A 13,416-nucleotide genomic window follows, 5' to 3' on the forward strand; every position below is an offset into this window, starting at 1 on the left:
TATGCTTAATTTTACTTCGGAAATTTTCAAAAATTTTACGCGCAAAAAGGCTACCCGCGACTACCCGCGAGTTAAAAGAGAGCCATTTCCCAAGGCCAGAGGACGGATAGGTATTAATATTGATGAGTGTATCCTCTGCTCCATATGCGCTAAGAAATGTCCATCAAGCTGCATTGCGGTGGACAAGAAAAGCGGACAATGGGAGCTTGATCCCATGGCCTGTGTTTATTGCGGTATCTGCGTTCAAGTCTGCCCGACCCAGTGCTTAATTCATGAAAATCAGCCCAATTTCCCTGTCCATGACAAATTTCTGCAGCAGCACTCACGTCCACCCATTGTCAAATCCAGCAAAAATAAATAAATCTAAAAATTAAACCTTTGGTGTGAACCAGGTCAGATTCTAAAGCCTGTTTGCCTCACAAAGAACACTTTAGAGGCATATGTTATAACTCAAGTGGCCCCCTGGGGTCGCTTTACCACTTTCCTTAAACAGGCTAAACATTACTAAAAATATATAAATTCGCTGCAAAGTCATTATCAAAGGAGAGAGAATTATGAAGGCTATTCATTGCGGGATTACATCAAGAGAGTATAAAGACCATCCCAAATTTGCAGGGGTAAAGATCGCAATTCTTATTAAAAGCACTGATTCTGAAGCAGTCAGTGTATCAGAATTACAGGTTGACCCAGGAGTCAAGGCACCCATCCATACCCATGACTTGCAAATAGACTCTATTTACGTTGTTTCAGGCACTGCCAGGGCCTATATCAACCAGGAGTGGATAGAAGTAAGCGCCGGTGACTATATATATGTGCCAGCCACAGCAGAGCACGGATTACACAATACAGGTGACGAAATCTTACGGCTTTTTGTTCATCACAGCCCCCCATTATTTTAAGCCTGAAGTCTGGCTTGAGAGATAAAAGCATATTTCAGGCTTAGGAATGTGGCACAGGGACTGGCACTTTTGTTGCAAAACAGTCCGGCTGTTTTGCGGTTTTAGGTCGGCAAAAGTGCCTGTCCCCGGTGGCCAATGCAGTTCATAACTCAATGTCTCTGTAGTGCTACGATTGTAACCGGAAAACTGATAACTGACTGGCAAAAGTTAATAGATTATTGCGGTGTACCCTGTGTTTCCTGGGACTGGGCCTTAAGTTGTTCATTTAGATCTGTCAGCCCGCTGGCCATGGAATTGATAAAGCTTGCTGCCTGATTGATAGGTATTATAAGAGATCCGACTTCGTTTTGCGTTTCATTGGGTCCATTCTGATACAGGTTGATGCGCAGGTTGTTGTTGGAAAACGAAAGTGTGGTCAATCCATCGGCAAAGATATGCATTTGTTTCTCCCTTGGTTTTGATTTGTGCACAGGCAGTGCCTGTAATTTACATGTTATCAGGCTTCAATCATGCTCTTATCGTAGCTATTACTCAAAAACACTAACTTTGAGCAGACAGCCTGTTTAAAAAAGGGTATCTGTTTAGCGCTTTGCATGTGGCATGGCTTCCTGCCCGGAGGCATACAGCCCGGAGGGGGACTGGCTCTTCCGGGACCCACTTGTCCCAAAAAGAAGATATTTTAAGCACAAAATGATGTTCAAGTGGGTCCCGGAGTGCCTGTCCCCTGCTTTCCTTAAAAGCGCTAAACAGATACAAAAAAGGAAAGGGCAACCTGTTGCGCAGGCTGCCCGATATTTATCTGAATGTTTTATGGCAAAATTGCATGGCATCATTTAGGGAGTCCATGAGCTGGACTACAGTGCCAAAGTCTTCATGCCTTGCTGCTTGCAGGAGTTGAGTGGCAAGGTGTGAAAAATCCTCGGCCTCGCCAATCCACTCGTCATCAGCCAGCATGGGCATGAGTCTCGCGAGCCTGGTAAACTCCTGCAGGGGTTTAAGCTCAGGCATCTTGTTGTTGTCGATCTGATGGGAAATGTCTTCATATACCTTTTCAAGTTCTTTTTTTACATTCTTGAAATCCATCGCAGTACCATCCCGCCTGTCTCTTGAGATTAGCTAAGCCTTTTCAGGCGAGGAATCTTGCTTAGTCATCCCGGAATGAGCGCTTACAACACTCTTAAGGGCGCTAAACATGTCAATGGGTATTGGAATTACAGTAGAATTACTGGCCTGAGAAGTCATCTGCAGCATGGTTTGCAAGTATCTTAGCTGCAAAGCGGCCGGGTGATCAGAAATGATCTTGGCAGCATCTGAAAGCTTGTCAGCAGCCTGGAATTCACCTTCAGCAGCAATGACCTTGGCTCGTCTTTCTCTTTCTGCTTCTGCCTGACGGGCCATGGCTCTTTGCATTTCCTGTGGAAGATCAATGTATTTTAGTTCAACAGAGGTTACCTTGATACCCCATGCGTCAGTCTGTTCATCGAGAATGGACTGGATCTTTGAATTCAACTTGTCGCGTTGAGAAAGAATTTCGTCAAGCTCGGCTGCACCGCATACACTTCTTAGTGTTGTCTGTGAAAGCTGGGAAGTTGCAAAGTGAAAATCTTCAATCTCAAGGATGGCGCTCTGAGGAGAAACAACTCTGTAGTAAACAACAGCATTTACCTTGATGCTGACGTTATCCTGAGTAATAACCTCCTGGTGAGGAACATCCAGGGTTACAATACGCAGCTGGGTTCGGACCATTTTATCAAGAATAGGAATGAGTATGATGAGTCCGGGGCCCTTGACGCTTAAAAAACGTCCCAATCGAAAAACCACAGCTCTTTCGTACTCATTGAGGATCCTGATAGCGTTCATAAGAAATAGAACTACCAGAATAATAATCGGTAAGGCATAAGTCAGCATGTAAACCTCCTGAAAAAAATTTAAGTCTTAATATGTATGGTCATTCCTTCAATTCTGTCTATATTCACTTCCTGTCCCGGCTCAAGCTCAACAGGCTCGTCCGAGCGAGCCTTCCATATCTCTCCGCGCACCCTGACCTGTCCTTCCCTGCCCTTCCAGTTGATAATCTTGACAATATCCTGGGTAATGCCGGACGTACTTGTTTTGGGGGCAAGCTGCGACTTCCCTATAAGATAGGCCAGCAACAGGAGCACCACTGTCATTATGGATATTACGGGAATAATTGTCATAGTCGGTAACTGAAAAAATGGATATCCTGAGTCAAATAAAAACAATGACCCAAAGAAAAAACTAACCAATGCGGCCGTAGTAAGCAAGCCGAATGTTGGGACATTAACCTCAATGAGAACGAAAATAAACCCCAGAACAAGCAATAAGATACCAGTAACATTAGTTGGCAGGACTGACAATGAATAAAGTCCCACTACCAGACATACCGCCCCCACCACACCGGGAAATACCGCTCCTGGATTGGAAAATTCAAAAAAAAGACCGACCATGCCTGCCAGAAAAAGCAGGTAAGCAATCTGCGGATGTAGAAGCCATGAAAGTATCTTGTACTTCAGCCCCGGCTCAAACTCAACGATTTCTACGTCTGCAGGCTCAAAATAAATATCCTCACCTTGAAATGTCACGCCTCTCTTGCCCATTTGAGACAGTAAATCGTGCTGAGATCCTGCTATAAGGTCAATAACCTTGAGCTGAAGAGCTTCTGCAGCGTCGAGGTTTGCGCTTTCCAGCACAGCTGCTTCATACCAGTCAACATTTCTACCTCGCTCCTGGGCCACGGACCTGATCAGGCTTAAAAGATCATTGACAATTTTTTTGGCCATGGTGTCTTCTGCTTCCTGCCCTGAAATATCTACTGGTGAAGCAGAACCTATGGTGGATTGCGGACTCATGACTGCCAGATCCGAGGCAGCTACAAGAAATACGCCTGCTGAAGCAGCCCTTGCACCATCCGGGGTAACCCATACCGTAACAGGAACATCTGCATTCAAGATGAGTTTGACCATATTCCGCATGGACTCAGCAAGCCCGCCAGGAGTATCCAGTTCCACAATAAGATTGATAAAACCTTCTTCTGAGGCCATTCTTAATGCGTTATCAAGCAACTCCTCCTGGGCAGGAGTAATTGGACCGTCAATGTTGACTGTAAGTATCCTGTGTCTGTTGGTTTCAGCAGATAAGGACCAGGTCAGCAGCAAAAAAACTGAAGCCATGAGCATAATAATATATTTCTTCATGATCATCCTTTGAGTATTTGGAAAGAATTACACATTTATGAAAAACAGACCGGAAATAAATTCAGAACCTGCAAAAGTTTAGCCCTGTTTTCAGGAAAGCAGGGTCAGGCACTCCGGGCCCTACTTGAGCAGTAACCGATGTTTTGAACGTGTCATTTATATGGCAATCAGGTCCCGGAAAAGCCTGGCCTCATGACACATCCTGAGGTTTGAACTATTACAAAAGGTTAATACCTTTGTGATGAAAACTGTTTGAGAATATTCCAGGTCAGCCCCTTAAGAATTCTGTTGTCGGGAAGCAGAGAGTTAAGGTCAGGTAAAGCAACAACCACATGCTCATCCAAAGTATGAACTCCGTATGAAAAATCCTTGTTTTTGAATAATATGTTATAGGCCGGTGCTCCGAATATAAAAACATAAGCCGGTTTGATAAGGGACAGCCCCTTGAAAAAAATTGCCCTGTCAGAAAATTGTTTTTCCTGCTCTAAGCTGGAAAGTGGCCAGAAAGTATAATCTTTTTGCGGCCAGCCTAGACTTTTTATGATATTATTAAGTAATGCTCCTCTGGAATTTGTAAATCCCTGTTCAATATCTAAAGACAGTTCATAATATGACCAGAGGGAATAGGCAGGCCTCTTATAAGGCAACAATGCAGCAGGTATGTCTGTGTTAAATGTGGGCTTTGGAGGGTCAGTTGGTTGCAATGACACTTCAGGTTGAACTGGAGGTTGAGCAGCAACTGGTTTTTTTACAGGTTGCTTTAAACTGGACATGGGCATGGGCCTGGCACCAAGTATGTATTTTATGCCGTGAGCACGCAAAAACGATTGATAAAAACTTAAATCAGGCTGAACCAATCTATCAACCTCCAGGCTACTTCTGCCTTGGAAAGTTTTGGCCAGGTCTCCCGGCGACCATGCTTATCCATTACAAATACCTTGTTGTCATTACTGCCAAAGGGAGTCTGCAGGGGTTGCACATGATTGGCGACGATAATATCAAGCTGCTTGTTTCTGAGCTTAAGGTGGGCATTTTCTTCTAAGTGGTCTGCTTCAGCAGCAAATCCTGCAATTGTCTGATGACTGGTTTTCCGAGATGACATCTCAGCCAGAATATCAGGATTGGAGTTCATTTCCCAGCAAACGCTTTTTATGCCATGTTTTTTAAATTTTGCATCAGGACATGGTACAGGTGCAAAATCAGAGACTGCAGCACTGAAAATTCCTTTGTCACATTTGTGCCATAGAGATGAACAGGCATCAAACATTCCCATAGCTGTGGTTACAGCTATGGGCTCAAATCCGGGCAATCCGGAAACAGGGGCCATGGGACCGTGAACAAAATAGACTTGAGCGCCTCTTATCCAGCAGGCCAGAGCTATGGCCAGCCCCATTTTTCCGGATGATGGATTGCTTAAAAAACGAACCAGATCATAATACTCATGAGTAGGTCCGGCTGTAATCAGAACCTTCTGTCCTTCAAGGTCGTTTGCACCGAGAGACCTGAGCACATGATAATATAAATCAGCTACTGGAGCCAGTCGCCCGGTCCCGGTCTGTCCGCAGGCAACCGAACCTTCATGGGGCATAATAATAGTATGACCTCTTTTGATCAAAACATCAATATTATGAACAACTGCGCTGTTGTCCCACATGGCAGGATTCATGGCAGGGCAAAAGTAAGCTGCTCCCTTCCAGGCTAGAAGCTGTGTTGAGAGAAGATCATCGCCCAGTCCACAGGCAGCCTTGCTGATTATGTTTGCTGTGGCAGGCGCTACAAAAAAAGAATGAGCTGTCCGGCCTGGAGAAAGATGAGAAAATATATCAGCCTGGTCATATTCAGAGCCTGAATACACGGGATCCGCTCCTAAGGCCTGAAGACTTAAAGGCGTGACAAAAGAGGCTGCAGAATTGGTGAGGGTCGCTCCAGCATCAATATGAGATTTCTTCAGCAGACGCAGCAGTTCCAGAATTTTATAAGCTGCCACACTGCCGGTAAGTCCAAAATGGACTCGTTTACCTCTGAAAATTTTGAATACCGGATAATGATGCTGGAGCATTTTCTGTCCTGAATAGTCTCCTAATAGCTCGCATTAAGCTTGGGAGAAATCCAAAGCTGCAGTTCAGAGCTGAACGACCTTTCAATGATACGCATGGTGCACAATCGATCGCCTTTGTCAAAGGTCATGATATAACTGCCATATTTGATGTAACTGAGCAGCCTCCAGCCTTCATTCTGCATCGCCACCTGCAGATAGTTGAATAGCGATTCGCTGTCCACCCTGCCAGAAAATGTCAGCATTCCGGCCTTGATATCCTGAGACTCAAAAAGAATTGAGTCTTTTGTGTTAAGATTCATCCCCTTGGGAATAGGGATGTCTTCAAAATCAAAATACCTGTGTGTTGCAGGCTGCACATCTGAAGTATCTTCCTCAAAAGTCTCTCTTTCTTGAAAGTTGTCACTGGCCGGGCTGGAGCGCATGGTGTTGCAGCCGGTCAACAACATAATGATAACCAGCAGGTAAAAAAACTTATGCATAATGTTCTCCTTGGTAAAAAAATGATATTTACTCAAGGTGAAATCTGCATCCTGCCGCTTTATTTTTATTGCCTGCTGGATACAGAATCCACCTGTATGTTTTTTTCTTGTCAACTAAGCCCTGGTTAAACGCTCATAAGTATAAATGCAGTGCCCAGTTGTTTTCTGTTATCCTTATGCCCAGTTACTCTTCATGAAACATTTCCTGATCATCGGCCAAACCTTCCTGGATTTTAACAAGTTCATCGAACCTGATATCCGCCCCAAGCACACCCACAATCTCATCCTCCGCAGTAAAGATTGGGGTTGAAGCAGTGAGGCACAGTTTGCCGGTAAAAAATGATTTATAAAAATCTGTAATATATAGCTTTCCTGTTTTTACAGGTTTGATAAACCATTCCCGATCAGAAAGATCAGTTCCTGCTTCTACCTGTTTGTACTTGGATAAATCCCCAATATCACTAACATTCCAGGTTAGCAAGCAGCCATTTAAGTCAGTTACGTACATATACTGAATAAAAGGGTATTCTCTTAAAAATCCCTTTAGAGATGCATCGATTCTGGATTTGTCCATGGTGTCCATGCCTGGATTGTCTGCAAGCTCCTTCATTATGTTGGTCAGCACCTTTTTGGCCAGGGCTTTAAGCTGGTCAAAGTCAGACATAAACAGATCAGGAATAAATCTGCGCACAAGCTTCTGCATTTCTTCATGCGAGTAGTTGGTTGTTCTACCCTTTTCATATGATCGCATGATCTTGTCATAGATTTTGCCTACAGCAGGATGACGCTTATCAACATGCTGGTCTTCTGAAATATTCAGGTTATGGTTAATCCAGTAGGCCACTCCGGCACGCCCTGTTTTATCTGTGATGATAATGGGAACATCCCTGTGCAGCACTTTTGCTGTATCAAATATATTGTATATTTCCTGATTTTTAAGAAGACCGTCTACATGGATGCCTGCACTGGTGGCGTTAAAATCTCTACCGGCAAAAGGATAGTTGGGCGGTATATCCACATGAAGGTTTTTCTGAAAGTACCTGGCGAGCTCAGTTATAGCCGGTGTATAAGCGGCGTCATCATCACCTGTCAGAGATATGTATTCCACCACCAATGCTTCCAGGGGAGCATTTCCGGTTCTTTCTCCAAAACCGAACAAGGTGGCATTGACACCTGAACATCCGTATATCCAGGCTGTAGTGGCATTAATGAACCCTTTATGAAAATCATTATGACCATGCCATTCAAGCCACTCGCTTGGGACCTGAGCTTCATCAGTGAAGGTGCGAACTATTTTTGATACACTGCGCGGCAGAGAAGCACCCGGATAGGGAACTCCAAAGCCCATTGTATCGCAGAGCCTGATTTTGACCGGCAATCCTTTTTGCTTGGAGAGTTCCATCATTTTCTGGGCGAGCGGGATGCAGAAGCCATAGATATCTGCTCTGGTGATATCTTCAAAATGACATCTTGGGATAATATCCCAGTCAAGGGCAGCTTCCACCAGTTCCAGATAATCTCTGGCAGCTTGAGCACGGCTCTTGCCGAGCTTCAAAAAAATGTGGTAGTCAGAAACCGAAGTCAGCATTCCGGTTTCAGGAAGTTCCATATCCTTGACCAGTTTGAGGTCATCCTTGTTGGCTCTTATCCATCCTGTAATTTCAGGGTATTTGTAGCCTTTATCACGACACGCATGGACTGCTTTCTTATCCTTATCCGAGTATAGAAAAAACTCACTTTGCCGGATCAGTCCGCTGCGTCCGGCAAGCTTATGCATAAGTTCGTAGATATCAGCAATTTGCTTGACCGTAAAAGGAGGCCGTGCCTGCTGACCGTCCCTGAAGGTGGTATCAGTAATAAATATTTCTTCGGGAGGCCTGGGCATGATAAAAGAGTCGTCAAAGGCAACCCTGCATATATTGTTGTAAGGGTAGATTTCCCTTAGAAGCTCCGGGTTGTCAACATCATCGATCCTGTATTTAGATCTGGCCGGGTTTTTATGAAATAGTGAGTCAAACATAAATCCTCCTGATTATAATTCGATTATGGTAAATACATAGCATAGAGGTGTTAAAATATCAAGACTTCTTGAAACAAGACTCTTATGCCTGGCACTTTGGAATCAGACTGCAGGCAGGTGTTATTAAAGTAAATTGAAAGTGAGAAGGAATGATTTGGGCGGGTGCAACAGCCCCGGTAAGATAACCGAAGCTGCTGCATCTATAAAGTCATCAAGCTAAAAGCTCCAGCCAAGCTCAGCCCTGATGTCTGCCGGCAGATTGGCAGACTGGGGAGGAAGATATGGCCTTGGGGCACCAGCCATACGGCGGTTCTCTTTGAGTGCATTCATTTGAAATTCTCTCGGAATCTGAAAAACCTGGCCTGGATAAATAAGATCAGGATTTCTGATTTGATCACGGTTGGCCTTATATATAAGAGGCCACATGAAAGGATCGTTATAAATCTGTCGGTACTCGGCGATCCACCAGAGACATTCCCCCCTCACAACAGTATGTGTTGACGGAAGCATGGCATAATTGCGCTCATAAAGTTCTCGCGCCGTTGGTGGCGGAGGAGCTGCTGGGGCAGGCTCTGGGGCAGGAGCAGGTGGCTCAACCTTGGCCTCAATCTGGGGTGGTGCAGGCTCAGGCGGTGCCGGCTTCTTGGCGCAGCCGAAGCTGATTAGAGCCAGCAAAAGCAATGTAAGTATAATGTAGCGTTTCATTCCTTCCTCCATACAAAAAGTTAATATATTTGAAAATGCACGAATTGGTAATAGTTTAGCTTTTTTCTAAGGAAAGCAGGGGACAGGCACCCCAGCCCTTGTTTTTTGTTGATGTAAAACACAGACTTAGTAAAACAAGGGCTGGGAGAGCCAGTCCCCCTGCCACATGCAAATGGCTAAACTGTTACACGAATTTTTTTCCAATATATTTTCGTAACTTGACAGCTCAGTTAGCCTGATTCTTCGTTCCTGGTTGAAAAAAATAAATTTCGATGGATTCCCGGTCTGGACCCCAAAGACATATTGAGCTTTGGAAAAGCCTGTCCGCGTGCCATATCCAATGGTCTAATCTATTACTTTACAGAGAGAATATAAACATGCATCTGCAAAAAAGTCAAGCTATATCATACTCCTTGCAGCGGCTGATTCCTCAAGCCATCCTCCCTGTTCAAGGCTTTGAGCGGCAAGCATGTAAAGCTTGTGCGGTTCATCATGGTATATTTCTGAAATCAGCTCAGCAAATGAAGATTTGAAAACCTCCCGAACCAGTTTTTCCTGTGAAAAGAGAAACCTTGCCAAAAGCGGGTTATCCTGATGGGCAGGCAGGAACATGGCAAACAAGCGCCGACAATGAAAAAGAATAAATCTTATTCTAGAAATTTCGCGGTCTATACTTTCATTGGTCTGCTCAAGAACTGTGAACAATTCCTTGCTGATCAACTTCTCTTCAGGAGGCAGGTTAGGATTGTCATACGTCATTTCAAACCAGGGACGGTAGTTTTCCTGCTGATAGGCATCCTCTCTGAGCTTCATGCTTTCGTGAAAAATATAACCTATGCACCAGTCAAGATACAGGCCTGTCCTGTCAGACTCTTCGGTGGACCTGAATAAAATATGAGCTGTGTCCTTAAGTCTCCATAGCTGCCCCTTGTTCATCTCTTCGCCAAGCAGATCTCTAAAAAAGTCAAAGCTGATCTGTCCGGTCTGGTCGTAACGGGTAAACTCTGTAGACAGACGTTGACTTACCTGGCAAAAATCGCGAAGCACATCCCTGACAAATTCTGAATATTTTGACTTTACCCAAGATTTTGACATAATAGTTCCATTAACTTTTGATAACCTAATCAGTGCGTGTTTTGGCTGATTATTTATATTTCAGATTAACACTTTAATGTCAATACTTTCCTGGAGCTTAAGCATATGCCCCGAAATTTTGCATTGCTTTCAGTACTTGCCTCCCTGCTCACCCTGAGCCTGAAGTTCAGCGCATTCTGGATAACAGGTTCCGTCGGACTTTTATCCGATGCCATGGAAACGTTTGTTAATGTTGCCGCAAGCATTGTCGCAGTCATCGCCCTGACCATCGCTTACAGGCCAGCGGACAAAGATCATGCATACGGTCATGACAAGGCAGAGTATTTTGCCGGGGGCCTGGAAGGAGGGCTTATCCTGGTCGCTGCGTGCGGCATAGTGTATTCAGCCGCAGGCCGACTGCTTAATCCTGTACCTCTTGAGAATCTGGCCTGGGGCATTGGAATATCTCTTGTTGCAGGAATAATTAACCTTATAGTGGCTAGAGTTATGCTCAAGGCTGCTGCACATTTTGATTCCATTACCCTTGAAGGTGACGCAAAACACCTTATGGCTGATGTCTGGACATCTGCCGGGGTTATTCTTGGAATAACCATTATCATGATCAGGCCTGACTGGATAATACTGGACTCCATAATAGCCATTGTGGTTGCCCTTAATATTACAAGGTCCGGGTTCAGTCTGATAAAAAGGTCTCTAAAAGGTCTGATGGATGCGGCGCTGCCAGAAGACGAAATAATTACTGTGGAAGAAAGCATTAAAAAGCACGCTGGCGAGCACGCGGAGTATCATGGTCTCAGATCACGCAAATCAGGTTCAAGAAGGTTTATTGATTTTCATCTGCTCCTGCCTGGCCACAAGACAATTAAAGAAGGGCATCACATATGCTGTCTGATTGAAAAGGATGTGGAAGATAAGTTGCCAAACTCCCAGGTCACAATCCACGTGGAGCCCGAGGAAGACAAGGCATCCTGGGATGGAGATAAACTTGGAGGGATTCAAAGCTGAGGGCTGATTTTCTACCAGTGAGATCTGTACTGAAGACTATCCTTGTAGAGTCGACAGGAAAAATCAACAAATGGGCCAGGAAGATTCAATCTTGATCTGGTAGATTTGGCCAGGTTCATTTTTTTACTCAAGCCTGGCAAACTGCTCGATCTTATCCCTGTAGGCAATTACACCCCGGGTCAATCCTCCTGCCATATGCTTTAGAAAGTCTTCAGACTGGATAAGACGCATGTCCTGTTCATTGGTCATATAGCCAATTTCCAGTAAAATAGCTGGCATTCTGGCCCCCATGAGAACATAAAAAGGAGCCTGTCTGACCCCGTTATCAGCTACCTGGGAAAACCTTGAACGGACATGGTTGATTGTCACCTCGTGAATTTTGTTGGCCAAATCTCTGGATTCATTTATCTTGGAACTGAGCATCAGGTCTGTCAGGATATATTGCAGATCAGAAATCTTCTGTGTAGAGACAGCATTCTCCCGGGCTGCCACTCGCATGGCATCCTGGCTTTGGGCAAAGTTCAGGTAGTACACCTCAAAACCTCTTATATTGTTGCTGCGGTGGGCATTGGCATGTACAGAAATGAACAGGTCTACATTCTGGGAGTTGGCCATGGCTGTTCGTTCTTCCAAGGGCACAAACACATCTGTGGTTCTGGTATAAAGCACCTCAAACCCCTGGGATTTGAGTTGTTCTCCGAGTATTTTGGCCATGCGTAATACCACATCTTTTTCCAACACTCCCCGATGTACTGCACCAGGATCTTTGCCGCCATGACCGGGATCAATCATAATAGTTCTGACTTTAAGCCCAAGCTGCTCAATAAGGCTTTGAGCAGTCAGGTCTTTGGCATCAGGATCAATCCTGACCTGAGCCGGAGTATCACGCTGAACTGGCTGCGCTGCTACAGCTGTTTTTTCAGGTGCATATACATCCACCACAATCCGAAAAGGATTTTCCAGAGCAAACACGCGGAAATTGTCCAGATCCTGAATATCAAGAACCACTCTGGATTTATCTTGCGTATACTGAGCTGAACGTATGCGACGCAAAATGCCGTCAGCCACATTTTCTTCTCTCGGGGTGTCTTCTGTAATCCTTGTCTGGTCCAAGTCTATGAAAAGACGATGCGAAGTGCCTAAGTCAGGATCAGGTTTTAGAAGTTTGTGATAGAATTCCGCCTGTTCATCAAGGTCCAGGACCACACGGGTATACTCATCATTACTCCAGTGCCTGATACGGACTAAATGCGCACCATTTCCGGACGCTGCAGGCAAGTTTGAAGCAATGGAAGGCGGCGTGACTGGCAGGAGAGCCTGCTCAAAATCCGAATCATCCAGTTCTTCTTCAGAAATATCTCTGGTTTCAAGGGAAGGAGCAGGAGTTTCTACAGGTGGCGTGAATGATTCACCCCTGGCCTGGCGGATTTTCTCCAGATTGGCCTCATCAAGCTTTTTCAGTTCTTTCTGGGCTTTGGCCCGCATTTCTTCATTGGAAAAATTATACACCACACGCAGATATTCTATGTAGGCCTGCGCCCTGTCATTGTAGTGGTTGAGATATATGCCTGATTTTCTAAGTTGAGCTTCCGCCCCTCTCGGGTGAGAGGAATATTTGCTGGCGACCCGGGTATAGTAATCTTCTGCCTTTTCAAGATCAGCTCTGAGAAAGGAGCGCTTGCCCAGCTCTTCATAGGTTCGTCCGAGATAGAAAAGGGCATCCGGAGCCCTTGTTCCTTTCTGGTTGCTCTGATAGTATTTTTGAAAAATATCCGCTATATCTAACCAGTGGGAACGGTACTGGGCACGATTTTCATTATTTTTTAAAGCGTTGAACTCCCTCACTCCCCTGTCAAAACTTGAAGCAATGCAAGGTAAAGGAGTAAGGAGCAGGATGATGAATACCAGAAAACTGAAAATGAATAATCTTTTTATCATA

Annotated in this window: 14 protein-coding genes; 3 read left to right on the top strand and 11 right to left on the bottom strand. The window is 44.8% G+C overall.

Annotation, left to right across the window (positions count from 1 at the left end):
* The first annotated feature begins 1 nt into the window (after position 1).
* Complete coding sequence (locus tag LZ23_RS01325) at positions 2 to 361, top strand: 4Fe-4S binding protein (RefSeq protein WP_052507014.1); 360 nt, start codon at positions 2 to 4, stop codon at positions 359 to 361.
* 193 nt (positions 362 to 554) lie between these two features.
* Positions 555 to 899: a cupin domain-containing protein gene (locus tag LZ23_RS01330; RefSeq protein ID WP_045210910.1), complete on the top strand. Its 345-nt coding sequence runs from the start codon at positions 555 to 557 to the stop codon at positions 897 to 899.
* A 215-nt stretch (positions 900 to 1,114) separates the two neighbouring features.
* On the opposite strand, the gene LZ23_RS01335 is transcribed toward LZ23_RS01330, so the two are convergent.
* The 10 genes from LZ23_RS01335 to LZ23_RS01380 form a co-directional block, all read right to left on the bottom strand.
* On the bottom strand, positions 1,115 to 1,339 hold the full coding sequence (locus LZ23_RS01335) for a hypothetical protein (RefSeq protein ID WP_045210911.1): 225 nt from the start codon (positions 1,337 to 1,339) through the stop codon (positions 1,115 to 1,117).
* A 355-nt stretch (positions 1,340 to 1,694) separates the two neighbouring features.
* Positions 1,695 to 1,982 carry a GAK system XXXCH domain-containing protein gene (locus tag LZ23_RS01340; protein ID WP_045210913.1) on the bottom strand — a complete coding sequence of 96 codons (288 nt, stop codon included), beginning with the start codon at positions 1,980 to 1,982 and terminating at the stop codon, positions 1,695 to 1,697.
* A 33-nt stretch (positions 1,983 to 2,015) separates the two neighbouring features.
* The gene (locus LZ23_RS01345; protein ID WP_045210914.1) at positions 2,016 to 2,807 is read right to left on the bottom strand and encodes a slipin family protein; all 792 of its coding nucleotides are present in this window, start codon (positions 2,805 to 2,807) and stop codon (positions 2,016 to 2,018) included.
* A 20-nt stretch (positions 2,808 to 2,827) separates the two neighbouring features.
* Positions 2,828 to 4,114 carry an NfeD family protein gene (locus LZ23_RS01350; RefSeq protein ID WP_045210916.1) on the bottom strand — a complete coding sequence of 429 codons (1,287 nt, stop codon included), beginning with the start codon at positions 4,112 to 4,114 and terminating at the stop codon, positions 2,828 to 2,830.
* A 227-nt stretch (positions 4,115 to 4,341) separates the two neighbouring features.
* Complete coding sequence (locus LZ23_RS01355; RefSeq protein ID WP_045210918.1) at positions 4,342 to 4,971, bottom strand: hypothetical protein; 630 nt, start codon at positions 4,969 to 4,971, stop codon at positions 4,342 to 4,344.
* A complete protein-coding gene (gene coaBC / locus LZ23_RS01360; protein ID WP_045210920.1) occupies positions 4,953 to 6,173 on the bottom strand; it encodes a bifunctional phosphopantothenoylcysteine decarboxylase/phosphopantothenate--cysteine ligase CoaBC in 1,221 nt (406 codons plus the stop codon). The genes LZ23_RS01355 and coaBC overlap by 19 nt, the downstream gene beginning before the upstream one ends.
* Before the next feature lie 20 nt (positions 6,174 to 6,193).
* Positions 6,194 to 6,652 (bottom strand): hypothetical protein, encoded by a 459-nt coding sequence (locus LZ23_RS01365; RefSeq protein WP_045210921.1) that lies wholly within the window; start codon positions 6,650 to 6,652, stop codon positions 6,194 to 6,196.
* 184 nt (positions 6,653 to 6,836) lie between these two features.
* A complete protein-coding gene (locus tag LZ23_RS01370) occupies positions 6,837 to 8,672 on the bottom strand; it encodes a triose-phosphate isomerase (RefSeq protein ID WP_045210923.1) in 1,836 nt (611 codons plus the stop codon).
* Between the two features lie 216 nt (positions 8,673 to 8,888).
* On the bottom strand, positions 8,889 to 9,377 hold the full coding sequence (locus LZ23_RS01375; protein WP_045210925.1) for a LysM peptidoglycan-binding domain-containing protein: 489 nt from the start codon (positions 9,375 to 9,377) through the stop codon (positions 8,889 to 8,891).
* 399 nt (positions 9,378 to 9,776) lie between these two features.
* Positions 9,777 to 10,472: a hypothetical protein gene (locus LZ23_RS01380; RefSeq protein WP_045210926.1), complete on the bottom strand. Its 696-nt coding sequence runs from the start codon at positions 10,470 to 10,472 to the stop codon at positions 9,777 to 9,779.
* A 105-nt stretch (positions 10,473 to 10,577) separates the two neighbouring features.
* Between LZ23_RS01380 and LZ23_RS01385 the strand changes: the two genes are divergently transcribed.
* Positions 10,578 to 11,477, top strand: coding sequence for a cation diffusion facilitator family transporter (locus LZ23_RS01385; RefSeq protein WP_045210928.1), 900 nt, complete (start codon positions 10,578 to 10,580; stop codon positions 11,475 to 11,477).
* Between the two features lie 123 nt (positions 11,478 to 11,600).
* Here LZ23_RS01385 and LZ23_RS01390 read toward each other — a convergent pair whose 3' ends face one another.
* Positions 11,601 to 13,415 (bottom strand): N-acetylmuramoyl-L-alanine amidase, encoded by a 1,815-nt coding sequence (locus LZ23_RS01390; protein WP_052507015.1) that lies wholly within the window; start codon positions 13,413 to 13,415, stop codon positions 11,601 to 11,603.
* Between the last annotated feature and the right edge of the window lies 1 nt (position 13,416).

It is taken from the genome of Desulfonatronovibrio magnus, assembly GCF_000934755.1.
Classification (GTDB): Bacteria; Desulfobacterota; Desulfovibrionia; order Desulfovibrionales; family Desulfonatronovibrionaceae; genus Desulfonatronovibrio; species Desulfonatronovibrio magnus.